General features: G+C 37.2%; 30 protein-coding genes. 9 read left to right on the top strand and 21 right to left on the bottom strand.

Annotation, left to right across the window (positions count from 1 at the left end):
• Nucleotides 1-3: 3 nt before the first annotated feature.
• The 7 genes from ftsY to LB454_RS08365 all read right to left on the bottom strand — a co-directional run bounded on the left by ftsY (nucleotide 4) and on the right by LB454_RS08365 (nucleotide 4,409).
• Nucleotides 4-963 (bottom strand): signal recognition particle-docking protein FtsY, encoded by a 960-nt coding sequence (gene ftsY / locus LB454_RS08335; protein ID WP_224464212.1) that lies wholly within the window; start codon nucleotides 961-963, stop codon nucleotides 4-6.
• A gap of 116 nt (nucleotides 964-1,079) precedes the next feature.
• Nucleotides 1,080-1,232: a DUF4295 domain-containing protein gene (locus LB454_RS08340; RefSeq protein ID WP_164004589.1), complete on the bottom strand. Its 153-nt coding sequence runs from the start codon at nucleotides 1,230-1,232 to the stop codon at nucleotides 1,080-1,082.
• 3 nt (nucleotides 1,233-1,235) lie between these two features.
• Nucleotides 1,236-1,418, bottom strand: coding sequence for a 50S ribosomal protein L33 (gene rpmG, locus LB454_RS08345; protein ID WP_003440979.1), 183 nt, complete (start codon nucleotides 1,416-1,418; stop codon nucleotides 1,236-1,238).
• A 22-nt stretch (nucleotides 1,419-1,440) separates the two neighbouring features.
• Nucleotides 1,441-1,680 carry a 50S ribosomal protein L28 gene (gene rpmB / locus LB454_RS08350; RefSeq protein WP_127846457.1) on the bottom strand — a complete coding sequence of 80 codons (240 nt, stop codon included), beginning with the start codon at nucleotides 1,678-1,680 and terminating at the stop codon, nucleotides 1,441-1,443.
• An 87-nt stretch (nucleotides 1,681-1,767) separates the two neighbouring features.
• The gene (locus LB454_RS08355; RefSeq protein ID WP_224464213.1) at nucleotides 1,768-3,012 is read right to left on the bottom strand and encodes a competence/damage-inducible protein A; all 1,245 of its coding nucleotides are present in this window, start codon (nucleotides 3,010-3,012) and stop codon (nucleotides 1,768-1,770) included.
• A 3-nt stretch (nucleotides 3,013-3,015) separates the two neighbouring features.
• Entirely contained in the window at nucleotides 3,016-3,630 is a 615-nt protein-coding gene (locus LB454_RS08360; RefSeq protein ID WP_224464214.1) for a fumarylacetoacetate hydrolase family protein, read from the bottom strand.
• Between the two features lie 8 nt (nucleotides 3,631-3,638).
• Nucleotides 3,639-4,409 carry a 3'-5' exonuclease gene (locus tag LB454_RS08365; RefSeq protein WP_224464215.1) on the bottom strand — a complete coding sequence of 257 codons (771 nt, stop codon included), beginning with the start codon at nucleotides 4,407-4,409 and terminating at the stop codon, nucleotides 3,639-3,641.
• Between the two features lie 172 nt (nucleotides 4,410-4,581).
• Between LB454_RS08365 and LB454_RS08370 the strand changes: the two genes are divergently transcribed.
• Complete coding sequence (locus tag LB454_RS08370) at nucleotides 4,582-4,986, top strand: BLUF domain-containing protein (protein WP_224464216.1); 405 nt, start codon at nucleotides 4,582-4,584, stop codon at nucleotides 4,984-4,986.
• An 82-nt stretch (nucleotides 4,987-5,068) separates the two neighbouring features.
• Here LB454_RS08370 and LB454_RS08375 read toward each other — a convergent pair whose 3' ends face one another.
• Nucleotides 5,069-6,025, bottom strand: a complete 957-nt coding sequence (locus tag LB454_RS08375) for a transketolase family protein (protein WP_224464217.1) — start codon at nucleotides 6,023-6,025, stop codon at nucleotides 5,069-5,071.
• A gap of 40 nt (nucleotides 6,026-6,065) precedes the next feature.
• On the bottom strand, nucleotides 6,066-6,911 hold the full coding sequence (locus tag LB454_RS08380) for a transketolase (RefSeq protein WP_224464218.1): 846 nt from the start codon (nucleotides 6,909-6,911) through the stop codon (nucleotides 6,066-6,068).
• A 142-nt stretch (nucleotides 6,912-7,053) separates the two neighbouring features.
• Between LB454_RS08380 and tgt the strand changes: the two genes are divergently transcribed.
• From tgt to LB454_RS08405, 5 genes are all read left to right on the top strand, one after another.
• The gene (tgt, locus tag LB454_RS08385; protein ID WP_224464219.1) at nucleotides 7,054-8,184 is read left to right on the top strand and encodes a tRNA guanosine(34) transglycosylase Tgt; all 1,131 of its coding nucleotides are present in this window, start codon (nucleotides 7,054-7,056) and stop codon (nucleotides 8,182-8,184) included.
• Nucleotides 8,185-8,194: 10 nt separating this feature from the next.
• Complete coding sequence (locus LB454_RS08390; protein ID WP_224464220.1) at nucleotides 8,195-9,271, top strand: LptF/LptG family permease; 1,077 nt, start codon at nucleotides 8,195-8,197, stop codon at nucleotides 9,269-9,271.
• A gap of 218 nt (nucleotides 9,272-9,489) precedes the next feature.
• Complete coding sequence (locus tag LB454_RS08395) at nucleotides 9,490-10,443, top strand: acetyl-CoA carboxylase carboxyltransferase subunit alpha (RefSeq protein WP_224464221.1); 954 nt, start codon at nucleotides 9,490-9,492, stop codon at nucleotides 10,441-10,443.
• 166 nt (nucleotides 10,444-10,609) lie between these two features.
• Nucleotides 10,610-12,154, top strand: coding sequence for a replicative DNA helicase (gene dnaB, locus LB454_RS08400; protein ID WP_224464222.1), 1,545 nt, complete (start codon nucleotides 10,610-10,612; stop codon nucleotides 12,152-12,154).
• A gap of 81 nt (nucleotides 12,155-12,235) precedes the next feature.
• Nucleotides 12,236-13,420: an asparagine synthetase B gene (locus LB454_RS08405; RefSeq protein WP_407692587.1), complete on the top strand. Its 1,185-nt coding sequence runs from the start codon at nucleotides 12,236-12,238 to the stop codon at nucleotides 13,418-13,420.
• A gap of 4 nt (nucleotides 13,421-13,424) precedes the next feature.
• Here the strand turns inward: LB454_RS08405 and lptB are convergent, their stop codons facing one another.
• Genes lptB through LB454_RS08430 form a run of 5 tightly spaced genes read right to left on the bottom strand, consistent with a single transcriptional unit; the run spans nucleotide 13,425 to nucleotide 17,026 of the window.
• Nucleotides 13,425-14,180: an LPS export ABC transporter ATP-binding protein gene (gene lptB / locus LB454_RS08410; RefSeq protein ID WP_224464224.1), complete on the bottom strand. Its 756-nt coding sequence runs from the start codon at nucleotides 14,178-14,180 to the stop codon at nucleotides 13,425-13,427.
• Nucleotides 14,177-14,842 (bottom strand): hypothetical protein, encoded by a 666-nt coding sequence (locus LB454_RS08415; RefSeq protein ID WP_224464225.1) that lies wholly within the window; start codon nucleotides 14,840-14,842, stop codon nucleotides 14,177-14,179. Before LB454_RS08415 ends, lptB begins: the two co-directional genes overlap by 4 nt.
• A 15-nt stretch (nucleotides 14,843-14,857) precedes the next feature.
• Nucleotides 14,858-15,217, bottom strand: coding sequence for a carboxymuconolactone decarboxylase family protein (locus LB454_RS08420; protein ID WP_224464226.1), 360 nt, complete (start codon nucleotides 15,215-15,217; stop codon nucleotides 14,858-14,860).
• A gap of 2 nt (nucleotides 15,218-15,219) precedes the next feature.
• Nucleotides 15,220-16,062 (bottom strand): twin-arginine translocase subunit TatC, encoded by an 843-nt coding sequence (gene tatC, locus LB454_RS08425; RefSeq protein WP_224464227.1) that lies wholly within the window; start codon nucleotides 16,060-16,062, stop codon nucleotides 15,220-15,222.
• Nucleotide 16,063: 1 nt separating this feature from the next.
• Entirely contained in the window at nucleotides 16,064-17,026 is a 963-nt protein-coding gene (locus LB454_RS08430) for a KpsF/GutQ family sugar-phosphate isomerase (protein ID WP_224464228.1), read from the bottom strand.
• Between the two features lie 89 nt (nucleotides 17,027-17,115).
• On the opposite strand from LB454_RS08430, the gene recQ reads away from it, so the two are divergent.
• Nucleotides 17,116-19,302: a DNA helicase RecQ gene (gene recQ / locus LB454_RS08435; protein ID WP_262902774.1), complete on the top strand. Its 2,187-nt coding sequence runs from the start codon at nucleotides 17,116-17,118 to the stop codon at nucleotides 19,300-19,302.
• A gap of 169 nt (nucleotides 19,303-19,471) precedes the next feature.
• Here recQ and ctlX read toward each other — a convergent pair whose 3' ends face one another.
• From ctlX to LB454_RS08455, 4 genes are all read right to left on the bottom strand, one after another.
• On the bottom strand, nucleotides 19,472-20,401 hold the full coding sequence (ctlX, locus tag LB454_RS08440) for a citrulline utilization hydrolase CtlX (protein ID WP_224464229.1): 930 nt from the start codon (nucleotides 20,399-20,401) through the stop codon (nucleotides 19,472-19,474).
• Nucleotides 20,398-21,315 carry a dimethylarginine dimethylaminohydrolase family protein gene (locus tag LB454_RS08445; RefSeq protein ID WP_224464230.1) on the bottom strand — a complete coding sequence of 306 codons (918 nt, stop codon included), beginning with the start codon at nucleotides 21,313-21,315 and terminating at the stop codon, nucleotides 20,398-20,400. The genes ctlX and LB454_RS08445 overlap by 4 nt, the downstream gene beginning before the upstream one ends.
• A gap of 60 nt (nucleotides 21,316-21,375) precedes the next feature.
• Nucleotides 21,376-22,071, bottom strand: coding sequence for a peptidoglycan DD-metalloendopeptidase family protein (locus LB454_RS08450; RefSeq protein ID WP_224464231.1), 696 nt, complete (start codon nucleotides 22,069-22,071; stop codon nucleotides 21,376-21,378).
• 64 nt (nucleotides 22,072-22,135) lie between these two features.
• Nucleotides 22,136-22,561, bottom strand: coding sequence for an organic hydroperoxide resistance protein (locus LB454_RS08455; RefSeq protein ID WP_224464232.1), 426 nt, complete (start codon nucleotides 22,559-22,561; stop codon nucleotides 22,136-22,138).
• Nucleotides 22,562-22,649: 88 nt separating this feature from the next.
• Between LB454_RS08455 and meaB the strand changes: the two genes are divergently transcribed.
• The gene (meaB, locus tag LB454_RS08460; RefSeq protein ID WP_224464233.1) at nucleotides 22,650-23,732 is read left to right on the top strand and encodes a methylmalonyl Co-A mutase-associated GTPase MeaB; all 1,083 of its coding nucleotides are present in this window, start codon (nucleotides 22,650-22,652) and stop codon (nucleotides 23,730-23,732) included.
• Here meaB and LB454_RS08465 read toward each other — a convergent pair.
• Genes LB454_RS08465 through LB454_RS08475 form a run of 3 tightly spaced genes read right to left on the bottom strand, consistent with a single transcriptional unit; the run spans nucleotide 23,729 to nucleotide 25,902 of the window.
• Entirely contained in the window at nucleotides 23,729-24,310 is a 582-nt protein-coding gene (locus tag LB454_RS08465; RefSeq protein WP_224464234.1) for a phosphatase PAP2 family protein, read from the bottom strand. The two genes, meaB and LB454_RS08465, sit on opposite strands and share 4 nt — an antisense overlap.
• Nucleotides 24,311-24,538 (bottom strand): hypothetical protein, encoded by a 228-nt coding sequence (locus LB454_RS08470; protein WP_224464235.1) that lies wholly within the window; start codon nucleotides 24,536-24,538, stop codon nucleotides 24,311-24,313.
• Complete coding sequence (locus LB454_RS08475) at nucleotides 24,535-25,902, bottom strand: MATE family efflux transporter (protein WP_224464236.1); 1,368 nt, start codon at nucleotides 25,900-25,902, stop codon at nucleotides 24,535-24,537. The genes LB454_RS08470 and LB454_RS08475 overlap by 4 nt, the downstream gene beginning before the upstream one ends.
• A 175-nt stretch (nucleotides 25,903-26,077) precedes the next feature.
• Here LB454_RS08475 and LB454_RS08480 point away from each other — a divergent pair, with 175 nt between their 5' ends.
• Complete coding sequence (locus LB454_RS08480) at nucleotides 26,078-26,683, top strand: hypothetical protein (protein WP_224464237.1); 606 nt, start codon at nucleotides 26,078-26,080, stop codon at nucleotides 26,681-26,683.
• The last annotated feature ends 1 nt before the right edge of the window (nucleotide 26,684 follow it).

Below are 26,684 nucleotides of genomic sequence, written 5' to 3' on the forward strand. Positions count from 1 at the left end.
GTATTATTTGTTTGAAAAGAATGAATCGACAAATTCATATTTATTAAAAATCTGAAGGTCATCCACACCTTCACCTACTCCAATATATTTTACAGGAATTTTAAATTGATCACTGATCCCTATGACAACTCCTCCCTTGGCAGTACCGTCCAGTTTGGTAATTGCCAAAGCTGTAACTTCTGTAGCCGCTGTAAATTGCTTTGCCTGTTCAAATGCATTTTGCCCAGTAGATCCATCTAAAACCAAAAGCACCTCATCCGGAACATTAGGGGTCACCTTTTGCATAACTCGTTTGATCTTAGAAAGCTCATTCATGAGGTTAACTTTGTTGTGAAGTCTTCCTGCCGTATCTAATATCACTACATCGGCGTCTTGCTTAATAGCACTTTGCACCGTATCAAAAGCAACGGAAGCAGGATCGCTTCCCATTTTTTGTTTAACGATAGGAACACCTACACGGTCTGCCCAAATCTGCAATTGATCAACTGCTGCAGCTCTAAAGGTATCTCCAGCACCAAGAACTACTTTTTTACCTTTCAGTTTATATTGATTGGCCAGTTTCCCTATGGTTGTAGTTTTTCCAACACCGTTCACCCCTACTACCATGATGACGTATGGCTTTTTACCCTCAGGCAATTCTAAGCTTTCCAGCTCACCATTTTCAGACTCGCTTAACAAACCGGCGATTTCTTCACGCAATATAACATTGAGCTCATCGGTCCCCAGATATTTATCTCTGGCTACTCTAGCTTCAATTCTGTCAATAATCTTAATAGTGGTAGACACACCAACATCACTAGACACAAGAATTTCTTCAAGATCATCCAGAACGCTTTCATCCACTTTTGACTTACCTGCAACGGCCTTGCTAAGCTTTCCGAAAAAGTCAGTTTTGGATTTCTCAAGACCTTCGTCTAACTTTTCTTTTTTTTCTTTGGAAAATATTTTTTTAAAAAAACTCATCTTTATGGGTATATCAAGATTATAATCGGGCGTATTGCCGAGTGAACAAAGATAGGCAAAAACAAAAAAGCCCTCGCATGGATAGCGACGGCTTCATATATAATAAAGTCTTAAATTTATTTGCTTTTCAAAAAGTCATTAACTTCCTCAGGAGTCATGATTTTTTCCTCAAAAACATAAGCACCAGATTTTGGTGATTTTACCATTTTAATAGCTTTGGTAAGTCTTTTTGTTCCTGTCTGTATTGTACCAACCGATTTCTTTGCCATAACTTATTTAATTTCTTTGTGAACAGTCATTTTCTTCATGATAGGGTTGAACTTTTTAAGCTCAAGTCTATCTGGAGTATTTCTTTTGTTCTTTGTTGTAATGTATCTTGAAGTTCCAGGAAGTCCAGATTCTTTGTGCTCTGTACATTCCATTATAACCTGAACTCTATTGCCTTTCTTTGCCATAATCTTAATGCTTTATAATCTCTTATTTAGTCAAGAATCCTTTAGCACGAGCTTCTTTCAAAACGGCGTGAATTCCTTTTTTATTGATGGTTTTTAAGATAGAAGTTGATACTTTAAGAGTGATCCATTTATCTTCTTCTGGGATATAAAATCTTTTCTTAACCAAGTTAACGCTAAATTTGCGTCTAGTTCTATTTAATGCGTGGGAAACGTTATTTCCGGACATTGCTCTTTTTCCAGTAAGCTCACAAACTCTTGACATTATATATACTTTTAGGTGTTATTAAAAACAGGATGCAAATTAACGACTTTTTTCTGAATTAGAAAAAATAAATTTTACAGAATTTTATTATTTTAAAATGGCTTCATAAATCAGCTCCAAAGCTTTGTTCACGGCTTTCTGAGTGACCCGCTCACGGTGTTTACCAAATTGAAATTCATGCACTTGAGTGTCATTTGTAGTGGCAATAGCGATAAAAACGGTGCCAATTTCGGCATTGCTATCTCCTTTGGTCGGTCCTGCATTTCCAGTGGTCGCAATAGCAAAATCAGCTTTAAACATTGCTTTCGCTTTTTCAGCCATTGCTTTTGTAATTTCAGAACTTACTACTGAATATTTTTCGATAAGCTCTTTTGGAATTTGTAATACATCATTTTTAGCTGAAGTGGCGTAACTCACTACCGACCCAATAAAGTAGCCTGAAGCGCCAGGAATTTCTGTAAACTTTGCTGCCAGTCGACCGCCTGTACAACTTTCTGCAGTAACTAAAGTTTTGCCTTTTTGAGAAAATGCTTCAGCGATACGCTCTTCAAGTGTTTGTTCATCTTCATAGCCTTTAATGATGTCTCCGATGATGCGGTTTAGGCTTTCGACAGCAGAATTTAATCCGTCTTTCAGCAGTTGTTCATCCTCTCCACGAGCACTCAACCTCAACCTTACCCTACCTAAACTCGGCAAGTAAGCCAGTTTTATAAAAGATGGTAATTGATTCTCCCAGTCTTCAATTCTATCTGCAATTGCACTTTCACCCAAACCATAAGTCAAAACCGTTTTATGGATAATAAACGGTGTTCTAAATCGATCCTGAAGCCTTGGCAAAGCCTGCTCGGTTAGGATAGATTTCATCTCATAGGGCACCCCTGGCATAGAAATGTAGACCACCCCATCTTTCTCAAACCACATCCCCGGTGCAGTACCGTATTCATTGTGTAAAGTGATGGCTTGCGAGGGCAACCAGGCTTGCGATCGATTGGCTTCTAGGATGGGTGTATTGACGTATTTTTTGAAGATGTCCTCCACATGCGCTAATACTTTCTTATCCAAAACCAGTTCATCATTAAAATATTCACAAAACGTATGTTTGGTAATATCATCCTTAGTAGGACCTAAACCACCTGTGATAATGATAATATTGGAGCGTTTTGAAGCTTCTTCAAAAGCATTGAGAATATGCGCCTTTTCATCTTCAATAGAGGTGATTTGATAAACATCCACTCCAATTTTATTCAATTGCTTAGCGATGTAGGCTGAATTGGTATCGATGATTTGTCCAATAAGGATCTCATCGCCGATGGTAATAATTTCTGCTTGCATATGTTATTTAACTTGAATTGAAAAACAGGAAGAATCCTTAATATAGCCTTCCAAAATATCTCCCTCATCCACTCGCCCCACCCCTGAAGGTGTTCCTGTAAAAATAATATCGCCTATTTTTAAAGTGAAGTATTGAGAAACATAAGCGATCAGTTCATCAATTTTCCAAAGCATTTCTGAAGTAGATCCCGACTGAACAATGTCTTTATTTTTTTCTAATCTAAATGAAATGTCATTGACATCCTTAAAATCTGACTTAGAAAACCAGTGTTCTCCAATTACCGCAGCGCCATCAAAGCCTTTAGCTTTTTCCCAAGGCAAACCTTTATCTTTCAAGTAATTTTGAACATCTCTGGCTGTAAAATCAATGCCCAGTCCGATTTCGTCATAGTACTTTTGCGCAAATTTAGGCTGAATGTGTTTTCCCACCTTATTGATTTTGACTAAAATCTCTACTTCATAATGCACGTCATCTGAGAAGGACGGAATAATAAATGGATTGTTTTTTAATAACACGGAAGAATCCGGTTTTAAAAACACTACTGGATGTTCTGGTTTTTCATTTTTTAATTCAGAAATATGACTAGCATAATTTCTTCCGATGCAAATTAATTTCATAATCAGGATTATTTAGTCGCTAGCTTTCTCAGTTTGATAGCCGTGAGAACTTTTTTGGTATAGAGAGGGAAATCTGAATTTTGGATCCAGCCAAAATAGCCTGGCTCTTTCTCTAGCACGTCTTCAACTTTCTTACCTCTAAACTTGCCAAAACCAAAGACCTCCTCATCTTTTTTATTTAAAACAATAAAGCCAGCGAGGTCAGCAAATTTTTTGTGTGCGCTATAGGCAGAAAGCCATTTGGTGTCATTTTCTAAATCTGGATAACGATCCAGTTGAGATTTTAAAACCTCGTAAGTTGCATTTGTATCTGCTTCTGCACTGTGAGCATCAGTCAAATCTTTATCGCAGTAAAATTTATAAGCCGCCTCCAGTGTTCTCTTCTCTTTTTTATGAAAAATAGTCTGCACATCTACCGCGTTCACTTTTTTTAAATCAAAATCAATACCCACCCGAAGCATTTCTTCAGCTAGCAAAGGAATATCAAAGCGGTTGCTGTTGTACCCTGCCAAATCACAGCCTTTGATCATTTGGTTGATTTTGGGTGCCAGCTCTTCAAACTTGGGTTCATCTGCTACATCCTCATCACTTATACCATGAATAGCAGTTGTTTCTTTAGGAATCGGAATGCCTGGATTGACCTTCCAGGTGAAACTTTCTTTATTGTTGTTTTCAAAAACTTTCAAAATTGAAATTTCTACAATTCTGTCTTTTGAAATATTTGTACCTGTGGTTTCCAAATCAAAAAAACAGATTGGACGTGTCAATTTTAATTCCATTGCAATTATTTTATTGCAAAGTTAGTATTTGAAGCCAAAGAAATCTTGAATTAACTAAAATTTGAACTAAAATGCAGAGAGCCACAAAAGTTTCTTCTTTTTAATTTCAAAAAAATGATTAAATTAGGTGCCAACCAACCAAAATCGAATGTCGTTTAAATTTGTATCGTATATGAGCTCCCAGTCTCGTATAATGTCCAAAAAAAGTATTGAAGAGTTTTTATTTCAAGTTAGAGAAAAAAATAAACGCTTAACTATTACCGGTGTTTTACTCTTAATTCAAGGGAAGTTCGTCCAATACATAGAAGGTCCAGCAGAAGAAATTGACAAATTGTATGAGTCCATAAGTAACGACAGCAGACACACAGACATGATTTTATTGGATTCTGGAGATGTTGAAAATCGCCAGTTCAATGACTGGTCGATGGCTTACAAAGAGGTAAGCGATAAGCGAATCAAAGAAATTATAGGAGATGAAAATCTTAACCTTGAAGATGTTTTTCTTAATGGCAAAGACGTCAAAAACCATCCTGTTCTTACTGTATTATACGATTTTGTAAAAACACTTTCAAGCTAAAAGAGCCTTTAGAAAAAATCCAAAGGCCCTTAAATATTGAATAAATGTCTTGTATTATACTACAAGAAATCTAACATTTTTATTATTCCTTTCTCAAAATGACAGCTTCTGCTTTTTCTGTAATTGCTTTAGCATTCAAGCCATATTTATCGAGGAGCATAAGCGGTTCACCACTTTCGCCAAAGGTATCTTCTGTCGCCACAAATTCTTGAGGTGCAGGATGATTTAGAGTTAATGTTCTGGCAACACTCTCTCCAAGTCCACCGAGAAAGTTATGCTCTTCTGCAGTGACCACACATTTAGTTTTTCTTACAGACTTCAAAATGGCTGTTTCATCCAAAGGCTTGATGGTATGGATGTTTATTACTTCTGCAGAAATTCCCTTTTCGTCAAGGGCTTTGGCAGCTTCAAGAGCTTCCCAAACCAAATGCCCTGTAGCAATAATCGTTACGTCATTTCCTTCAGTAAGCGTTACTGCTTTTCCAATTTCAAAGGTTTGATCTTCTGGTGTAAAGTTGGCTACTTTAGGCCTCCCAAACCTTAAATAAACTGGACCCTCGTGTTCTGCTATAGCAATGGTTGCTGCTTTGGTTTGATTATAATCACAGGTATTGATTACTGTCATCCCCGGAAGCATTTTCATCAAACCAAGATCCTCTAGAATCTGATGAGTGGCTCCGTCTTCTCCTAAGGTCAACCCTGCATGGGAAGCACAAATCTTGACGTTTTTACCTGAATAAGCTACGGATTGTCTGATCTGATCGTAGACCCGTCCAGTTGAGAAATTAGCAAAAGTTCCTGTAAAAGGAATTTTACCGCCAATAGTCATCCCCGCAGCGATACCTATCATGTTGGCTTCTGCGATTCCTATTTGAAAGAAGCGATCTGGATGATTGTCTTTAAACTCATCCATTTTTAATGAACCTGTAAGGTCTGCACAAAGAGCAACAACGTCTGGATTGGTTTTACCAAGCTCTGCAAGGCCAGCTCCAAATCCAGATCGTGTATCTATATTTCCTGTATTTTTATATGTTTTCATTTTGTAACGTCTTTATAAATATTTATTCCTGAATTGGGTTTTAGTAGTCGCCAAGTGTTTCCGGGTTTTGAGATAGAGCAGATTCCAGTTGCTCATCATTTGGAGCCTTACCATGCCAGGCATGAGTCCCCATCATGTAATCCACACCGTTACCCATTTCAGTTTCCATCAAAATGACAATAGGCTGCTGTTTACCTGTTAAATTCTTAGCTTGTTCTAAAGCAGACTTTATAGCGTCAATATTATTTCCTTCTTTAAGCTCTATAACTTTCCAATCGAAAGCCTCAAATTTTTTCTTCAAATCACCAAGAGGCAGAACATCATCAGTTGCCCCGTCAATTTGTTTTTTATTGTAATCAATAGTGGCAATAAGATTATCTACACCTTTAGAGCCTGCATAAAGAATAGCTTCCCAGTTTTGACCTTCTTGCAATTCACCATCACCATGAAGACTATAAACCAAGTGGGAATCTTTATTCATTTTTTTGGTATGTGCCGCTCCGATAGCTACAGACATACCTTGTCCTAAAGAACCAGAGGCAATTCTAATTCCTGGAAGACCTTCGTGGGTGGTTGGATGGCCCTGAAGTCTGGAGTCTATTTTCCTGAAGGTATTTAACTCTTCGACTGGAAAAAAACCAGATCTGGCTAATACACTATAAAAAACCGGCGAAATATGACCATTGGATAAAAAGAATAAATCTTCATTTTTTCCGTCCATATCAAAGCTTGAGGAATAGTCCATAACTTCCTGATAAAGGACTGAAAAAAATTCTGCACAACCCAAAGAACCTCCTGGATGCCCAGAGTTCACTTGATGTACCTGACGAAGAATATCTCTTCTTACTTGTGTAACAAAATCTTGTAGTTGTTGTGTTGTTGACATGAGATAATTGAAAGTTTTAAGTTGCTCAAAAGTAAGGATTTATTATAAATTAGGTAATGGTTGAGGAATCAATCCTAATATCTTTATGTCAAAGAAAATGTTTTGATAGAGTTAAGTATCTTTGTAAACTATTAGTTTTCATATGAAATTCGAATTACTGAGTAAAGACCCCAACTCCAAAGCACGAGCAGGTAAAATCACAACAGATCACGGTGTTATTGAAACACCGATTTTTATGCCTGTTGGTACCATTGCCACTGTTAAAGGTGTTCATCAAAGGGAATTGAAAGAGGAAATAAATCCAGATATTATTCTTGGAAATACCTACCATCTCTACTTGAGACCTGGGACTGGCATTTTAAGAAAGGCTGGAGGCCTTCATAAGTTCATGAATTGGGATAGAAATATTCTCACCGATAGTGGAGGTTATCAGGTCTATTCACTTTCTGCCAATCGGAAAATAAACGAGCAAGGTGTAAAGTTTAAGTCGCATATAGATGGATCTATGCACCTTTTTACTCCAGAAAGTGCAGTCGATATTCAAAGAGAAATTGGAGCAGATATCATTATGGCATTTGATGAATGTACTCCTTATCCGTGCGAGTATAATTATGCCAAGCGTTCTATGCATATGACACACCGATGGCTAGACCGCTGTATGTCACATATGAAAAAAACCTCTCCTTTATATGGACATGACCAAACTTTGTTTCCGATTGTTCAAGGAAGTACTTATAAAGACCTAAGAAAACAATCTGCAGAATATATTGCCAATGTTGGCGCAGAAGGAAACGCTATAGGAGGATTATCGGTGGGAGAACCCGATGATGAAATGTATGCGATGACCGAGGTTGTTACAGAAATCTTACCTGAAGACAAGCCGAGGTATTTAATGGGTGTTGGTACTCCTTCCAATCTATTAGAAAATATAGCTTTAGGGGTTGATATGTTTGATTGTGTAATGCCGACAAGAAATGCCAGGAACGGCATGCTTTTTACTTCTGAAGGCACCATCAACATCAAAAATAAAAAATGGGAAGATGACTTCTCTGTCTTGGATCCTGCTGGATACACCTGGGTCGATACAGAATATTCTAAAGCTTACCTGAAACATTTGTTTTCAGTAAAAGAATTATTAGGGAAACAAATTGCTACAATTCACAACCTGGGGTTTTACCTTTGGCTGGTAAGGGAGGCGAGACGACAAATCCAGGCAGGCACCTTTAGAGCCTGGAAAGATATGATGGTAAAAAAACTATCGGTAAGATTATAAAAACTAGCTTTTGAAAATAATAGACTGGTACATACTGAAAAGATACTTAGCGACCTTTATATCGCTTTTACTGATGTTTATCCCGATAGGCATCATTGTAAATCTTTCAGAAAAAATTGACGACATTACAGAAAACGAAGTACCTATTGAGGAGGTATTTGTCTTCTATGGCAATTTCACCATCTATTTTGCCAATTTACTTTTTCCCATTTTCTTGTTTCTTTCTATTATTTGGTTTACCTCAAAACTTGCCAACAACACTGAAATCATTGCGATTTTAAGTTCTGGAATTTCGTTTTGGAGGTTTTTGAGACCATACTTTATAGGCGCTACCTTAGTATGTGGTGTGGCCTTAATATTTACGATGTATCTAGTACCAAATGCCAGTCAGGGATTCAATGAATTCAAATACAAATACTTTAAAAAAGGAAAACAATCTCAGGAAACAACCAACGTCTACAGGCAGGTAAATGATGAAGAATTTATTTTTGCCACCAACTTTCAGCCAGAAACCAGAACTGCAAGAAATTTCACTTTAGAGCATTTTGAAGATGATCACATGAAGTTTAAGATTTCCGCCTCAAGATTAAAATTCAACCCTGAAGATTCAACTTACACCCTCAATAATTTTGAAAAGAGAATTATAAAAGAAAGGGAGGATATTATTGAAAGAGAATCCACAAAAGATACAGTTTTACCTTTTGAATTTGATGAGCTTACACCTGTAGAATATATCGCTGAAACATTGGATTATGGGGAACTCAAAGATTTCATTGCCACCGAAAAGCGCAGAGGTTCAGCAAACATAAGCAGTTATCAAATTGTAGCTTACAAAAGGTGGAGTGTTCCTGTATCAGCTTTTATTTTAACCATTATTGCTGTCTCAGTTTCTGCTATGAAGAGGCGAGGTGGTATGGGAGCAAATCTAGCGATTGGTATTGTCATTGCATTTGGCTACATATTTTTAGATAAAGTTTTCGGAACAATTGCAGAAAAATCAACCTTTTCACCTCTTATTGCTGTTTGGTTCTCCAATATATTATTTGGGATACTTGCTATTTATTTACTCATTAAAGCAAAGCGTTAATCAATTGAACAAGAAAAAACTGAAAAGAGAAATAAAACAATTCATAACCATTGAAGTTAATACATAGAGATTAAAAATGATAGATAAAGCTAATTTTGACGTCTTTCTTTTTAATATCTAACTTCTCCTCTAGAATTTAAAAGCATTCTTATTATCAAAATAAACAGATATATCTTTTATATATTTGCCAACTGACTTTAAAGAAACACACTGTATTCATGGAATATTTAGATTTTGAATTACCGATAAAAGCCCTTCAAGAGCAATATGAAAAAGCTTGCGAAATAGGTGAGGATAGTGAAGTAGATGTCACGGATACGTGCAAACAAATCAAACTCAAGCTAGATAATAAAAAGAAAGAAATCTATTCCAATCTTAATGCTTGGCAAAGAGTTCAACTGTCCAGACACCCCAACAGACCTTATACACTTGATTACATCAATGCCATCTGCGGGGAAACATTTATGGAATTGCACGGGGATCGAAGTTTTGGTGATGATAAAGCTATGATTGGGGGTCTTGGAAAGATAGACCAGCAAAGCTTTATGTTCATTGGACAACAAAAAGGTTACAACACTAAAACTCGTCAATACAGGAATTTTGGGATGGCCAATCCTGAAGGTTACCGTAAGGCCCTTCGCTTAATGAAAAAGGCTGAAAAGTTTAACTTACCGATAGTGACCTTAGTGGATACTCCAGGAGCCTTTCCAGGCCTTGAAGCTGAAGAAAGAGGTCAGGGTGAAGCTATTGCCCGTAACATCATGGAGATGAGTCAGCTAAAGGTTCCCATCATCGTCATCATTATTGGTGAAGGCGCAAGTGGCGGTGCTTTAGGAATTGCAGTAGGAGATACAGTGATGATGCTTGAAAACACCTGGTACTCGGTTATATCTCCTGAATCTTGTTCTTCTATTTTATGGAGAAGCTGGGAGTACAAACAAACAGCAGCCGAAGCTTTAAAATTGACAGCCAATGATATGAAGAAACTAAAAATCATTGACAAGATTATTAAAGAACCTATTGGTGGAGCACATAGCAATAGAGAAAAAGCATTTGAAATTGTCACTAAAACAATTCTTTCTGAATTTGAAGAATTAAAAAAGTTATCCCCAGAAGATTTGGTAGAAAAAAGAATGCAAAAATTTATCGACATCGGAGTCTATTCCGAATAACCCCTATAAAACATCAAATTATTAAAAAATCCAGATAAATTCTATCTGGATTTTTTAGGTTATCCACAATTATTTAGAGTTATCCACATCTATTTGTGGAAAACACAAGAGTGTTAACTCGACCGAATTTATTAGAATTTCATAACCTTTTATTTACATTCGTGGCATGGAAAACGCGACTCAATCTTCATTCAAAAACACATCCAAAGGCGATGTTATCAGCCTTCAAAAAGGAAAAATACCCCCGCAAGCTATTGATCTTGAGGAGGTTATACTTGGAGCGATGATGATAGACAAAAAAGGTGTAGATGAAGTTATTGATATTCTCCACCCCGATGTCTTTTATAAAGAAGCCCATAAAAATATTTATGAAGCCATCATTTTACTTTTTGAAAAAGGGGATCCCATTGACTTATTAACCGTTTCCACAGAATTAAAGAAGTCAAAAAAACTACAAGCCTCTGGAGGTGAATACTATCTGATTCAATTGACTCAAAAAGTCTCTTCCTCTGCACATATTGAATACCATTCCCGTATTGTTCTTCAGAAATACATTCAGAGATGTTTGATTAAGATATCCAATGAAATTATTGAAGAATCTTACGATGAAGGCACCGATGTTTTTGATCTTTTGGATCACGCGGAATCCAAACTTTACGAAGTCACCCAAGGCAACATCAAACGCTCTTCAGAAACGGCGCAGAATTTGGTCATACAAGCCAAAAAAAGAATTGAGGAAATTTCAAATAAAGAAGGTTTGAGTGGAGTACCTTCAGGGTTTACCGATCTGGACAAATTGACTTCAGGCTGGCAGCCCAGTGATTTGGTCATCATTGCAGCACGTCCAGGTATGGGTAAAACAGCACTCACGCTAACAATGGCTAGAAATATAGCAGTAGGACAAAATATTCCTGTAGCATTTTTCTCCTTAGAAATGTCTTCTGTTCAATTGATCACTCGTCTTATTTCTTCCGAAACTGGACTAAGTTCAGAAAAACTAAGAACTGGTAATCTTGAACCTCACGAATGGGAGCAACTCAATGTAAAAGTAAAGTCACTTGAGCAGGCACCCCTATTTATTGATGATACACCTTCGTTATCAATTTTTGATTTACGTGCAAAAGCCAGACGATTATCTTCTCAGCATGGCATCAAGCTCATCGTAGTAGATTACTTGCAGTTAATGACTGGTGGTGGCTCTCAAAAAGGAGGAAACAGAGAACAGGAAATTTCTACGATCTCCAGAAACTTAAAGGCTTTGGCTAAAGAATTGAGTATTCCTGTACTTGCACTATCCCAGCTTTCCAGAGCTGTGGAAACTCGTGGTGGTAGCAAAAGACCTCTACTTAGTGATTTGAGAGAGTCTGGAGCTATTGAGCAAGATGCGGATATCGTATCTTTTATTTACAGACCCGAGTATTACGATATCGATGAATGGGATGATGACGCACAAACTCCAACGCAGGGACAGGCTGAATTTATTATCGCCAAACATAGAAATGGTGGTTTGGATAATATTCGTTTGAAATTTATTGGCCAGCTTGGTAAGTTCGAAAATCTTGATAATTTCGACTCACCATTTGAAATCAATTCAAGTATGAATTCTGGCAAATCAGACGAACCTTCTTTTCCAAAAGCAGAAGACGTTTTTGGCTCGACGCCTCCAAATCAAAATTTTGGTAATGAAAGCGATGATGAAGTTCCATTTTAAAAAACACAAATGAAATTTATAATAGCCTTGGTGATGATGTTGATGAGTTGGGGTGGATATTCCAATTTCATTTTGATTCCAATGGATTTCGAAACTCAGGATAATCATTTGAAGGCTTATGGCATCTCTTATTGGCTATTAGAAAAAGACCAGAAGGTACAATGGCTTTTGAACTATAGAGGTGGCTCTTTCCTTTCACCATTTTCAGAAGAACTAAAAAGAGAATGCACTATAAGAGGTGTTTCTTTTGAAGTGATTTCAGATTCGAAATCAGAAGAAATTTTACGTACGATCAACAGTCCATCGCAAAATATGGAGGCTGTATTGCTGGAAAAGGCCCCTAAAATTGCAGTCTATTCTCCTCAAGGTAATGCCCCATGGGATGATGCAGTAACTATGGTATTGGAATTTGCGGAGATCCCCTATGAGACCATTTACGACAAGGAAGTCCTGGAGGATGAATTACTGTTATACGACTGGCTTCACTTGCATCATGAAGATTTTACAGGACAATACGGAAAGTTCTACAGAGCATATAGGTCAGCACCATGGTACATTCAAGAGAAAAAAGAAGCAGAGGCATTGGCTAAATCTTTGGGTTTCGATAAAGTATCTGAAGCTAAACTTGCTGTGGCCAAGAAAATAAACGAATATGTGATTGGTGGCGGATTTATGTTTGCCATGTGTAGTGCAACAGATTCATTCGACATTGCTCTTTCCGCAGATGGAGTAGATATTTGCGAACCAATGTTTGATGGGGATCCGTCCGAATCTGGTTATCAGAATAAAATTGATTACTCTAAAACCTTCGCCTTTACAGATTTTATTTTGGAAAAAAATCCCATGATTTACGAATACTCTTCGATAGATATGACTGAAAACCGAAACATACCCAAATCCAAAGATTATTTTACCTTGATGGATTATTCAGCTAAATGGGACCCTATTCCAACCATGTTATGTCAAAATCATACAGCCGTTGTCAAGGGCTTTATGGGACAAACTACGGCTTTTAATCCTTCACAGATTAAATCAAATGTACTGGTTATGGGTAAAAATAAGATAAATGATGAAGCCCGATATATACATGGGATAAAAGGAAAAGGATTTTTTACATTTTATGGAGGTCACGATCCAGAGGATTACCAGCATCGTGTAGGAGACCCGAAAACTGAATTGGAATTACATCCAAAATCTCCAGGCTACAGACTTATATTAAACAATATTTTGTTTCCTGCCGCTGAAAAGAAAAAACAAAAAACTTGATAGTTTATTTAAAGATTTTTTTCTTTCTGAGTTCAAAATTCTGACCTAAATAGACTTTTCTTACCATTTGATCATTAGCCAGCTCTTCAGGTTCACCATGTTTCAAAATACCACCTTCGAACATCAGATATGTTCTGTCTGTAATGGCTAAGGTCTCCTGTACATTATGATCGGTGATCAATATTCCAATGTTTTTATCCTTTAGCTGAGCAACAATTTTCTGGATGTCTTCCACGGCTACGGGATCAACTCCGGCAAAAGGCTCATCGAGCAGAATAAATTTTGGATCTGTCGCCAAAGCTCGAGCTATCTCAGTTCGTCTTCTTTCACCACCAGAAAGCAAATCCCCTCGATTGGTCCTAATGTGATTCAAACCAAACTCACTGATGAGCGCTTCCATCTTTTCTTCACGTTGATTCTTGTTCAGTTTGGTAAGTTCAAGGACACTCATAATGTTATCTTCAATACTCAATTTTCTGAAAATAGAAGCTTCCTGGGCTAAATAACCTATCCCATTTTGGGCCCTTTTATACATTGCATATTTTGTGATATTGGTATCATCAAGAAAAATATGGCCGGCATTAGGCTTTATCAAACCTACAATCATATAAAAAGAAGTTGTCTTCCCAGCTCCATTTGGACCGAGCAAGCCAACAATCTCTCCCTGAGTAACCTCAACACTGATGCCTTTTACAACTTTTTTTCCTTTATAGGATTTGACAAGGTTTTCTGCTCTTAAGGTGGCTCGCTTTATACTCATATCTGTGTTTTTCTGGAAGATTTTAATCCAAAGATAATCATCTCAACGACACCTATGAGCATAATAGAATATGCCAAAAGTTCAATACTTTCTTCTGAGGCATCTTTAACAGGCCTCATGAAATCACGCAACTTAACAACTTTTTCACCATTTTCTGATATGACATACTTATCATGAGTATCCCGCAACAGATCTATCCAAATCAGTTTTCGGCCATAAAGCCTTGAGAAAATGTGTAGAATCACCAATCCCGAAAAGAAAAAGGCAAATCCATAAGTTTTTGTAATCGCTGCCGTTTCCAAAAGTAATTTTCTCCAATTCCTAACTACCATGACGAGAACAATAACCACAATCACCAGTGAAATGACCTGCCAGGCCTTATCAAACAATTCAGTATTGAGCCAAAAATCAAACTCTCTAACAAAATGCACTCCCAAAAATCCAGCTAAGGCAAGATTAAATATTTTGAAATCTTTAGTTTTAGAACTGAAGGAAATCAGCAAGATCGAACTGATAAGTAACAAAACTTCTTGAGTAATTTCAATTAATGAATCTTCTTTTACTTCACCTTCAGCAAAGTCATATTGAATGGCCAAAGACATTAAGAACATGAGAGCAGCATATGCAAAAAGTCTTATGATAACTGGATATAAAGGTTTCATAGGCAGGGTTTGTTATTATTCTTTTTTATCAAACTTATTTTCAAGAGCTTCCCAATATTCAAAAGCACGTCTTAAGTGAGGAATCACTATGGTTCCTCCTACTAGTGTTCCTATACTTAAAGCTTCAACTACTTGAGCTCGGTTGAGACCTTCTTTGTAAGAAGATTCCAAATGATATTTCACACAATCATCACATCTTAAAACCAGTGAAGATACTAAACCCAAAAGTTCTTTAGTTTTTACGTCTAAAGCTCCTTCTGTAAAGGAGTTGGTATCCAAATTAAAAATACGCTTTAGGACTTTATTGTTTTCGTCCAAAATTTTACCATTCATTCTAGCTCTGTAAGCCTCAAATTCATCAACTAAATCAATCATAATTATTTATTTGTTTTTTGCTTTTCTTGTTTACGTTGTTTTCTTAATACTAATTTGGAAATAAAAATACTGACTTCATATAATACCAATACAGGAATAGCCACAATGACCTGACTGGCAATATCTGGTGGTGTTATTAATGCTGATATAATTAAAATAAAAACCAGCGAATACTTTCTATTTTTTCTCAGAAATTCTGGAGTAACCAGACCAACTTTAGTAAGGAAGTAGATAATTACCGGCAGTTCAAAAATAAGCCCACTTGCCAGAACTGAGGCTCTCACAAGTCCTATGTAGCTGCTTAAATCAAAATCATTAAACACTTCAGTACTTACCGTATAACTCCCTAAAAAGTTAACTGATAGTGGTGTTATCACATAATAACCAAATAATACACCAAGGAAGAACAAGAATGAGGTGACAAAAATAAATCCCCTGGCAGATTTCTTCTCTGTAGACTGCAGTCCTGGTGCAATAAAAGCCCAAAACTGGTAAATGACATAAGGGAATGCAATGATAAAGCCTGCAGTTATAGAGGTCCATATGTGTGCACTAAACTGACCTGCCATCGTTCTACTTTGAATCCTGAAGGGGAGCTCATCAAAACAGAAACTCTCCTGTAAGCCAAAATATTCTGAAATATTGCATAGTAGTCTATAGGTGTAAAAATCTGCTCGTTTTGGACCAAATATGATCACATCAAATATGAAAGACTTCAATCCAAAAGCTATGGCACCACCTATCATTATTGCAAGTGTAGCGCGCAGCAGATGCCATCTTAAGTCTTCAAGATGATCCAAAAAAGACATGTCATCTGGATTCTTTTTTGTTTTTGTCTTCGCCATACTATATGATGCCTTCTTTTACTAAATTATGAAGGTGAACTACGCCTGCATATTGACCGGAATCAATCGCAATAAGCTGAGTAATATCATTATTTTCCAGTAGCTCCAGTGCATCTATAGCCATAGCAGAGTTCTTTATAGTTTTTGGATGTTTGGACATGATATCTTTTGCCTTCAACTTGGTGAAATCGTTTGTAGAACTCAACATTCTCCTTAAATCTCCATCAGTGATAATCCCAACGACTTCTCCATGATCTAAAACTGCTGTCACACCAAGCATATTTTTTGAAATTTCAATAATTACATCCTTCAATGGAGTCTCAGGAGAGACCTGTGGCTTCATGTTTTGTGATGTAATGTCCTTTACTCTTAAATATAAGGTTTTTCCCAAAGCTCCTCCAGGATGAAATTTTGCAAAGTCATCGCTGGAAAATCCTCTAAGTTTTAACAAACATACAGCCAAAGCATCACCAACAACCAATTGAGCTGTTGTACTGGTCGTAGGAGCCAAATTATTGGGGCAGGCTTCTTTTTCAACATAGCAGTTTAAAATGTAATCGGCTTGTTTCCCTAGAAAAGAGTCTTTATTGCCAGTAATAGCAATTAGTGTGTTTTTAAAATTTTTAATTAATGGAGCAAGGACTTTTATTTCGGGAGTATTCCCGCTTTTTGAGATACAAACTACAATATCATCTCGTAGAATTGTTCCTAAGTCACCGTGGATTGCATCTGCAGCATGCATAAAAACGGCCGGCGTTCCTGTTGAATTTAAAGTCGCCACTATCTTAGTAGCAATAATGGCACTCTTACCAATACCAGTAAGGATAACTCGACCTTTGGACTTGTAAATAGCATTGACGGCGTCGGAAAAAGACTTATCAATCAAATGTTCAAGATTGGCTATAGCCCTGGACTCAATCTGGATAATTTCCTTGGCATAAGATTGTATTGCTACATCTTCCATAAATTAGTATATTTAACAATTGTACGCCCTTAAAGAATGCGTATATTTAATCCTGCAAAGGTAAATAAAACTAAATAGTAATAATTCAATTGGAACAAATCAATTTACATCAAGAATTAAAGAAATACTTTGGTTTTAACGAGTTCAAAGGACTTCAAGAAAGTGTCATAAAAAGCATTGTAGCAAACAAAGATACATTTGTCATTATGCCAACAGGCGGTGGTAAGTCGCTTTGTTATCAGCTTCCAGCTTTAATTAAAGACGGAACGGCAATCGTGGTATCCCCGCTAATTGCGCTCATGAAAAATCAAGTAGATGCGATTAGAAACATTTCAGAACATCATGGTGTAGCTCACGTCTTGAATTCTTCTCTGAATAAAACCCAAGTCAAACAAGTTAAAGAGGATATTTCAAATGGCATTACAAAACTTCTTTATGTCGCCCCAGAATCCCTAACCAAGACCGAATACATCGATTTTCTGAAAGAAGAAAATATTTCTTTCTTAGCCATCGATGAAGCCCACTGTATTTCTGAATGGGGGCATGATTTCCGACCAGAATACAGGAATCTAAAAAACATAATTGAACGCATTGGGAATGACATACCAATCATAGGACTTACAGCAACCGCAACTCCAAAAGTTCAGGATGACATCCTTAAAAATTTGAGGATTCCAAATGCAAATACCTTCAAGGCTTCTTTTAACAGACCAAACCTCTATTATGAAATTCGCCCCAAAACCGATGACGTAGACTCGGATATCATAAAGTTTATTAAGAAGAACTCTGGGAAAAGTGGTATTATCTACTGTTTAAGCAGAAAACGTGTTGAACAGCTTTCTCAAACCCTGCAAGTTAACGGCATCAAAGCAGTTCCATATCATGCTGGACTTGATGCTAAAACTCGAAGCAAACATCAGGACATGTTCCTCATGGAAGATATTGATGTGGTGGTTGCTACCATCGCCTTTGGAATGGGAATTGACAAGCCAGACGTAAGGTTTGTGATCCATAATGACATCCCAAAGAGTATTGAAAGCTATTATCAGGAAACTGGAAGAGCTGGTCGCGATGGCGGTGAAGGGCATTGTATTGCTTACTATAACCATAAAGATATTGAAAAATTAGAAAAGTTCATGAGTGGTAAACCTATTGCCGAACAGGAAATAGGTCATGCGCTTTTACAAGATGTTGTTGCTTTTGCTGAAAGCTCAATTTCAAGAAGAAAATACATTCTACATTATTTTGGAGAAGAATTCGATACTGAAACTGGCGAAGGTGGCGATATGGACGATAATGTTCGCTATCCTAAAACCAAAAAAGAAGCAAAAAATGATGTTCAGCTTATTCTTAAAACAGTGAAGGAGACCGGACAACTTTTCAAATCCAAAGAGATCGTACATACACTTACAGGAAAAACTAACGTCCTAATCAAATCCAATAAAGTTGAAAAACTAGATGTGTTTGGAGCTGGAAAAGATAAGCCCGCGAGCTATTGGACAGCTTTACTAAGACAAGTAATTATCTCCGGGATGCTAAAAAAAGAATTAGAATCTTATGGCGTCGTAAAAATTCTCCCGGAAGGTGAGGAATTCTTAAAGAATCCTTCGTCGTTCATGATGACTGAAGATAATGATTTCAGCAAAGCAGTAACCAGCAACTCCTCTTCCCAAGCCTCCGGCGGAACCGATCAGAAGTTATTGAAAATGCTAAAAGACCTTAGAAAAAAAATTGCAAAACGAAAGGAAGTCCCACCGTTTGTTGTTTTTCAGGATCCATCCTTAGATGACATGGCTTTAAAATACCCCATAACCAATGAGGAACTGGTGAATATTCATGGCGTTGGCGAGGGAAAAGCCAAAAAGTTCGGCAAAGAATTTATCACGCTCATCCAAGACTATGTAGAAGAGAATGACATCTTACGACCAGACGATTTAGTCGTTAAAAGCACAGGAGCTAATAGCGCCAATAAGCTTTACATCATTCAAAACATTGACAGAAAACTACCATTAACAGACATTGCTCAAGGTAAAGGTTTTGAAATGAAAGACTTCATTAAAGAAATGGAAGCTATCGTTTTCAGCGGTACCAAACTGAATATCAATTATTGGTTGGATGACTTACTGGATGAGGACCAGCAAGAGGAAATTCATGAGTATTTTCTTGAAGCGGAATCTGACAGTATCAATGAAGCTATTGAAGAATTTGATGGTGATTACGACGAAGAAGAACTTCGGCTTTACCGCATCAAATTTATCAGTGAGGAAGCAAATTAAGACAAAAACCCTCTCTCAGGACAATTAGATTGACGCTTAGTAAGTAAGATGTGTTAATTTCAACGTCTTAGTATAATTTGATTTTCAATTAAATAAAATACAAAAAACACCCGACCTGTCTGCTTGATGCAGACAAGTCGGGTGTTTTAAAACTAAAGGAGATTTAAACTTAGACTTTAGGGATAAACACTTCAGCCAGCATGCATCTGGCGCTGCCCCCACCGTGAGTTTCAATCGTAGAAAGATCGCTGCTAAGGATCTTACAATACTTTTGGATAGATTTAATTTGGTGATCTTTCAATGAATCATGAGCAGTTTTACTCATCACCAAAAATTTATCAGACTTGCCCTGAACCTGAAGCATATTTCCTGCAAAGTGATTCATTTGCTCTTCAGAAATGCTAATGATTTCCTTTCCATCCTGCTTCAGACTATCAGCAACCAGTTTTCTTTCTTTTTTGTCGTCTATGGTATCGAGACAAATCACAGCAAATTCTTCAGCAACACACATCATCACATTGGTGTGGTAAATAGGTAAACGCTCGCCTTCATGACTTTGATAAGCATTGAAGATGATAGGCGTATATTCAAAATCTTCACAAAATTCAATCACCAGGTCTTCATCTGCTCTTGGAGATAAAGCACAGTAAGCTTTGCGATTTTGTCTATCCAATATCAAACTCCCCGTTCCTTCCAGATAAATGTTTTCTAATTCAGCAGAAGTATAATCTACGAAATTCCTAATGAATCTTCCTTCTGCTTCAATTTTTTCAAAAATATCTTCTCTGCGTTCTTTGCGCCTGTTCTTTGCAAACATCGGGTATAAAGCCACATCCCCATTTTCATGAAAAGACACCCAGTTGTTTGGGAAAATAGAGTCTGGGGTATCCTGACTCTCAATATCATCAATAACAATGACATTGACGCCAACTTTTTTTAATTGATCTGCAAAGGCATCAAATTCGGTTTGCGCTTTTTTATTAACCGTTTCCTGGAGGTCTTGCGTTGATTTTTGAAAATAATTATTAACCGCAGTTTCTTCATTCATTCTGAAGTTCACTGGGCGAATCATTACTAATGTATCTGTGATTTGTTTCATTGATTTTCTCTTATTAGAGGCAAAGTTGAGCACCTCAACAAGCCTTCTTGTTTTGCGATTTCTCTGTACTTTACAGTTTCCACTTGAATTCCTTTTGAAGTTAGCCAGGCATTCAGACGCTTAAAATGTTGATCTGAAATGACAACATCTTTGGAAATAGAAAAAATATTGCTATTCATATCATACATCTCCTGGGCATCGATTTCAAAGACATTCTCTTTTCCATAAAGATTCACAAGCCACTCGTATTCTTCCTGCTCAAGAAATCCATTTCTATGAATGATCGCATATTGATCACCTACAGGTTGAAAACAGCAATCCAAATGGAGTGCGTTAGCTTTCGGATCTGTATTGGATTTCCTAAGGTTGAAAGACTTTACTGATTTGTGTGGAAATAAATTTTGTAATTCCTCAACGGCCTCCACATTAGTTCTGGCGGTAATAAAATCTGAATAATCTTTACCTCTGTAGGTACCCACCAATATGTAATCGCCGTGAGGCATAACATCACCACCTTCGATATGGCACTGCTCCGGAAGTTTTATTTTTTTACCAGAATCGATTTGGTCTAATACAAAATCAATGGCTTTTATTTCCTTTTCCCTGTCTGGCAAAATATTGGCAAAGATGAATTTGTCATCGATCACAAAACCGATATCTCTGGAAAAAATCTGATTATAATCTTGAATAACTTTTGGTCTTAGGACTTCAACATTATGCTTTTTAAGAATGGCTGCCACCTGCTCCATCTCCTCTATCATATCTTCTTCTTCAGGATAAGTCCCTTCTTTGATGTGTTTTATAGATTTTGGATCGTAAGCGTCTTCAATCTTAGGTTGTGCCCCATTCGAATTTGCAACGCCTAAAACGACTGATTTTAACCTAGACGTTTCGTTGGTTATATGTAGTTTCAAATTTTCTAAATTTTGATGCAAATATACTGAAAAGCTAAGGCTTGAACTAATGTTAAAAACTCAGGATTTAAAGTTCAGAAGCAGATTAGGATCCGGGCAATTGTTCTTGTAGAATTCCAAATCAGTTTCAGAAGAAACGCCAGGATAATCTCCGGCTTTATCACCTAAATCCATGATCAACTGAAAGTGTAAATGTGGTGCATAATTCCCGTTCACCTCGTTAGTGCCCAATAAAGCAAGAGGCTGGTTCAATAAAATTTCCTCACCAACTTTATAGCTGTATAAAGATTCTCTTGATAGATGACCATATAGGGTATAGAACTTACCTCCTTTCAACTCATGTTCCAGTATGATCGTGGGCCCGTAATCTCCATAATTCAAATTGTCCTGCTGACTGTGAATTTTACCAGCCAAAGGACTATAAACAGGAGTTTCTGCGGGTGCCCAAACATCAAGTCCTAAATGAATATTTCGCTTATGTGAATGGGAGCTGTCTCCAAAATATGAGCTTCTGTCATAAAGACTTCTTTTTTCTAAATAGCCGCCAAATGCTGCTTTAGCCTGACGTTCCTTCAAATAGATTTCGAGGTAATCTTGAAGAGCAAATTCTGTAGATAAATCAAGAGCCATTTCGGATGTAGCCTGATGGGAAAGATCAAGCGGAACGTAATCGCTTTCAGAATAAGCAGGACCAAGAATTGAAAAAAACCTAGAGTTGAAGTGATCTTTTAACAAATTCAGCATAAAATAAAGCATTGGGTTTTAAACTAACAAAACCCCAATTTGCATTGGGGTTTATAGTAATGTATAGAGTTGAAGATTACTCGTCTCTCAAGACATTGAGAGTGACGTCGATATTATCACGCGTTGCTTTAGAAAATGGGCAAACTTCATGAGCTTCATTGACTAAGGTTTCAGCAGTTTCAATATCGCTTACGCCTGGTAGATAAGAATCCAGAACAGCTGAAAGCAGAAGACCTTCATCATCTTTATTGATGCTAATGTGTGCTGTTACACTAAAATCACCTAAATCTACTTTGTGTTTTTCTGCTACCAGACCTAAGGCGCTTCCGAAACATGCGGAGTAGGCAGAACCAAAAAGTTGCTCTGGGTTGACGCCGTCGCCTCCATCTCCACCAAGTCCTTTAGGCATACTCAATGGTAAATCTATAGGACCATCTTCGGTTTTAACGTGTCCTTTTCTACCGCCGGTTGCTGTTGCTTTCGCTGTATAAAGTGTTTTCATGAGTTTTTATTTTTTGTTATTCCGAATATACTAACTACACCTGCTCAGTGAAAAAATGAATTCATAAATTTGTACTAAATGTAAATATATGCCTTCGCCTGAAAATAAGAAATCTGCACTGCAAGAGACCCAGAGTGACCCAAGTATCAACTTGAGTGCTTCTTCTGCAGAAAAAATAAAGGCCCTAAGACGAAAGTCGAAAAATATACAAAGCCTAACTGAAGGTATTTTGAAGGGCAACAAAACAGATCTGAGTCAGGCGATCACACTTATAGAAAGTCAAAGCAAGAGACACACAGAAGACATAAAGACCATTATTTCGTCCTGCCTGCCCTATTCCAATAAATCATTAAGAATAGGGATTACAGGAGTGCCTGGTGTTGGTAAAAGTACCTTCATAGAACAACTTGGATTATTACTTGTAGGAAAAGGACATAAAGTTGCCGTTTTGGCGGTTGACCCCTCAAGTTCTGTGACTAGAGGTAGTATTTTAGGCGATAAGACCCGTATGGAAAAACTGGTTCAACACCCACAGGCTTACATCCGCCCTACTGCTTCTGGCGAATCACTAGGGGGCGTTGCCAGAAAAACACGTGAAAGTATTTTGCTATGCGAAGCTGCTGGGTTTGATATTTTGTTAATAGAAACAGTTGGTGTTGGCCAAAGTGAAACTGCCGTGCACAGCATGACAGATTTCTTTTTGCTCCTTAAATTGGCTGGCGCAGGTGATGAACTACAAGGCATCAAGCGAGGAATTATTGAAATGGCAGATGCTATCGTGATCAATAAGGCGGACGGCGAAAACATAAAGGCAGCTAAGAAAGCGAAGGTTGAATTCAATCGTGCTTTACATATGTATCCTTCCAAAACTAATGGCTGGGTGCCTAAAGTAAAACTGGCCAGTGCTTTAAAAAATGAAGGAATTGATAAAGTTTGGAAAATGCTATCCGATTATTTTTCTTCAGCTAAAGATTCTGGTTTTTTTGAGGAAAAAAGAGCTAGTCAGAATAGATTTTGGCTTACACAAACCATTGAAGATAGTTTGAAAAAAGAGTTTTATCAGAATGAAATTATCAAGAGTGAATTTCCAAAGGTTTTGAAACAGATTCAGAATCAAGATTTGAGTCCGTTTGAAGCTGCAGAATACCTTTTGAACAAAGTTAAAGCCTAGCGGCCTAATCTAAAATCAGGGTTCAACCTAGAGGTCAAATAAACATGAAGTTTAAAGAATAAATGACCTGTCAAAATACCCAGAGCTCCTCCTGTAAGTATATCTCCAGGATAGTGGACTCCAACGTAAATCCTGCTGTAAGTGACCATAAACGCCCAAAAAAACATCCAGTAAAAGACATGTTTGTAATACGGCTTCAAAAGATTTGACACCAAAGTAGCTACAGCAAACGAACTTATGGCATGTCCAGAGAAATACCCAAACTTACCGCAGCGCTTGGCTAGAAATCTTCCGTACTCTATAAAAGCTTCATTACAAGGCCTTAGCCGCTCGAAAGTGTCTTTGGTGAAATTCGCAAACTGGTCTGTAAACGCAATCATCAAGCCTACGACCAATACTGTAATACCCAAACCTTTAAGTTTAATTTTCTTAAAGATCAGAAACAAAAGAACTGCGTAAAGTGGTATAGACGTTTCTTTTTCTGTAAGAAAAACCCAAAACCAATCCCATTCTTCAACCCCTAAATTGTTGAAAAAAAGGAAAACTTCTCTGTCTATATTTTGAAGTTGCTCTAGCATTTACTCTTGGTAACGGTCTACTTCTCTGTCGTAAAACTCTGAAGCTTCTTTGATTAAATTATTGGTTTCTTCTACCATTTCCTCTTCATTTTCAACATCAAAATCTTCAAACCATTCGATGTCATCGGTTTTCAAATCAATAATAAATCTTGGGAATTCAGTATGAACTATAAAAATAGATTCCGGATGGTCTGTATTGTCACCTAGTATAAATCTTGGTAATTTCATGTGGATGTTAATTTAGTTTCACCAAAAGTATGAATTTGTTTTTTGGAGAGCATATTAAATCTGATATACAACATAATTGCGGATGCTGTTAATCCAGAAAGCAAGCCTAACCAAATACCCATACTACCCAAAACCTCGGCTTTTCCAGTGAAGTAAGACACTGGTAGACCTATCAGCCAGTAGGCTATAAAGCATAGCAAGGTAGGCACTTTCACATCTTGAAGGCCTCTCAAAGCACCTAAAATGGCAACTTGCAACCCGTCACTCAACTGGAAAAGTGCTGCTATAATTAGTAATTGTGAAGCGAGTAAGATGACTTCAGCATCGTCGATATAAAGTGTTGGCAAAAAGCCTTTTAAAAGAATAAAACCAATAGCAAATACACCTTCGATCAAAAAGACCTGAAGAAAAATCGAAAAGGCTACGTCTCTCAAAGTTTTAAACTGTCGCTTCCCTTTTTGGTTGGCTACTCTAATAGTTGCAGTTACGCCAAGTCCTACAGCGATCATGAACGTCATGGACGCCAGGTTAAGAGCGATTTGGTTGGCGGCCTGAGCTTTGGTTCCCAGGGTTCCTGCCAGAAGTACAGTTGCAGTAAAAATACCTCCTTCAAACAGCATTTGTAGAGCCGTAGGAAAACCAAGATTGATTAATCTTTTGAAAATAGCTTTATCTAATGACCTTTTCATAAGGACAAAATAAGATTTCAATTTGGGTCGCTTACTCAAGATAAGGTAAAGCAAAATCAACATAAAAACTCTTGAAATCAATGTTCCTATGGCTGCTCCTTCAAGCTCAAGTCTTGGAAAGAACCATATTCCATAGATCAAAAAATAATTAAAAATTACATTGACCACATTGGCCAGAAGTGTAGCATACATAGCATATTTGGTCAAAGAAAGACCGTCTGCAAACTGTTTAAACCCCTGAAAAATCATTAACGGAATTAATGAAAAAGCAACAATATCAAGGTATGGTAAAGCTAAATCCACCACATCTTTAGGCTGATCGAGATGATAAAGTATAGGTTTGGCTAGCAGTAATAATAAAAACAAAACGACACCATTCACCGTACACATGATCAATCCATGTTGAAAGTACCATCGCCCTTTGGTCGCATCACCTTCGCCGTCGGCTTCAGCAATAAGTGGGGTGATTGCAAAACTAAACCCAATCCCAAGGAAAAGTGCAAAAAAGATAAGTGTATTTCCCAGAGAAACGGCTGCTAGCGGAGCAGCACCAAGCTTTCCAATCATTAAATTATCTACAAAACCCACCAACACATGACCTAGCTGACCTAACATAATTGGAAATGCCAGGCTAAAGTTTTTAGAAAATTCTTTAGTGTAGATGGATAAATTCAAAAGCTAATTTTTCAGTTAGCAAAAGTACACTTTGAGAATTGAATACAGAATCGTGATGAATGAATTAATCTTTAAAATAGTATTTTGAAAAACTGATGTACCGAAGAAGAAAGAATTACCATCAAGATGATGTATTTCTTTTATATTTGAAAATTAATTCAGAAAATAAAGAAACTTGAAAAAAGATTACGATAAGGATGAAGTAATTCAACACGTTTCAACACTGTTGCAAGAGATTCCCACCTCAATGGAGATCGTAAAAGACGATTCTAAAAAAGAAGAGAGGTTTCTTTATTTGGCTAAACATATGGTTGAAAAAGCCATCAAAAATGACGCTCTGTTGGTATCTGATGATGGTCGAGGTATCGCAATATTCTTCAAAATGGATGGTAAAGGAGATGGATTTTTTACTGAATTACTAAATGATTTAAAACTCGCCATCAATGTTACTGGCATTAAAAAAGGATTAAAAGCCTTAAAATCTCAAAAATTTGTAAGACAACAACGCCCAAATGAAGGGGAATACCTTTATTGCTGGTTTTGGGGAATTTTACCAGATGCCAGAGGAAATACAAGTGATAAGACTCCTTACAAGATGAAGGATGAAATGTTTCGCATATCAGAAGCCTTACAGCTTCCTATTTATGCTGAAACGCGCATCAGAAAGGTAAGTATTGCGTATAGACGCTATGGGTTTGAAATGCTTAAAGAATGGATGCACCCTAGTGGAGACATTATGTATTTCATGAAATATACTCCACCAAAGCCCGAGTCTACGTAGT

The sequence above is a fragment of the Psychroflexus montanilacus genome (genome assembly GCF_020164535.1).
GTDB lineage: Bacteria > Bacteroidota > Bacteroidia > Flavobacteriales > Flavobacteriaceae > Psychroflexus > Psychroflexus montanilacus.